The 1,631-nt window shown below is 39.0% G+C and carries 1 protein-coding gene; it reads right to left on the bottom strand.

Translation table 11 applies throughout. The features are described from left to right. Nucleotides 1–121 precede the first annotated feature (121 nt). The gene (locus tag DW743_RS17780) at nt 122–1,333 is read right to left on the bottom strand and encodes an IS110 family transposase (protein WP_055218916.1); all 1,212 of its coding nucleotides are present in this window, start codon (nt 1,331–1,333) and stop codon (nt 122–124) included. Between the last annotated feature and the right edge of the window lie 298 nt (nt 1,334–1,631).

Raw genomic sequence — 1,631 nt, forward strand, 5'->3', positions numbered from 1 at the left:
AGCCTGCAAATAAAAAGTCAATACTAAAATTGAAGAAAGTTAAAAAACTTTACAGGTTAAAAATTAGGCATTAAAATAAGGCCACCACAACCAGTGCTGGTCTGAAAGTAAAAGTTTTGAATTAGCTTGGATCAGGAAGAACAGAAAGATATTCTTTCACTCGTCCATAGTATATTCTGAGAAATTTATTAGCACCTGCAGTCATATAAACATAGTAAGGCTTACCCTGGGTGCGTTTTCTGTCCATGAATTGATATACAGGATCATCCTGAGGCATGGTTTTGATAAGAACATCCATTACTTGAAAAAGAGTCTTTCTTAAATTTGAAGATCCACGTTTGGATGTTGGGACGCTTTTTTGGGCATAGGAACCAGATTCGTTTACCCCAGGATCAACTCCGGCGAATGCAGTAAGGGCTCCTTTATGCGTGAATCTGGTTACATCACCGATCTCAGCCATAAGCTGTGGACCGAGAGATGGACCAATCCCTTTAAACTGCATGACAATTGAGTATTCAGGAAGCTTTGAGGCAGTCTCGTTCATGAGAGTGCGTATTGTTTCGACAGTAACGGAAGTACTGTTGAGCTGATCGACAGCTTGTCTGATGATATGTTTGGTTATTTCATTCTTAGGAAATACTGGAACAAGTTCCTTTGTTTTGGTGTAAATTTCTTCCGCTTTTGATTTATTGAAGGCATATTTTTTGCGCTTGCACCAGTTCTGATAATGTTCAACAAAAGCGTTTAGAGACATTTTACGAATGCAATCTACATGCCAGTATGTAGAGACAAAATCAACCCATTTCTGGGAACCATCACTGCGGGTGGGACTATTGAAATAAGTATTTGCATTTGGATAGGTCTGGTCAATGAGGCCAATAAGATTATTTTTCATAGCCGTTTTTTGTTTCACATAGAAATGGAACTGACGATTCATGACCTTTAGCTGAGCGCGTAATTCATCTGTAATACTATACGGTTCAAGACTTTGCCATTTGTCAAGAGCGTAGCGGGCAATCTTGACAGAATCAGCTTTGTCGGACTTGATTTTGCGAAGAGAATCGTTATTAAAATCTTTGACCAACTTGGGATTAACAGCACTGACAAAGAGATCTGCTGCTGAAAGCTGGTGAGCAAGTGCTTCGTAGTAGCGGCCGGTATGTTCCATTACAACCCGGGATTCACCTTCGATAGAATGAATAAGTTTAATAAGTGAATGGATATCACTGGATGTGTGCTTAATCTCAAAAGGAGAGGATACAATCTCCCCAAATGGTCTCAGAATTGTAACCATACTTTTACCTTTTGAAACATCGATACCTACTGCGTTCATAAATTTATCACTCCTTAAAAAATATTACAATGGATAAATACCAGTTTTACTCATTACCTGTTCAAACTACTGTGTGTGACACGAATGCACCTAATGTGATTCAACCTGCATAAAACGAACACTGTGAATGAGGAGCCGGTTATCAGTCTAAAGTACGGACGCGAGGTCCAAGTGATGAAGTCGATATACCATTGCATCCTACATTCTAACAGTTTAAGTAATGAGATGGATAAATCCTTACTGGAAGTAAGGGGATTACCCATAAATATATTGTAGTAGTGATGAGTTAGACGCGCAA

It is taken from the genome of Blautia sp. AM28-27 (assembly GCF_003480905.1).
In the GTDB taxonomy this organism is placed as follows: Bacteria; Bacillota; Clostridia; order Lachnospirales; family Lachnospiraceae; genus Fusicatenibacter; species Fusicatenibacter saccharivorans.

Excerpts from the sequence above, each read along its gene's own strand:
- DW743_RS17780 (WP_055218916.1), bottom strand. The coding sequence starts at position 1,333 with ATGAACGCAGTAGGTATCGATGTTTCAAAAGGTAAAAGTATGGTTACA.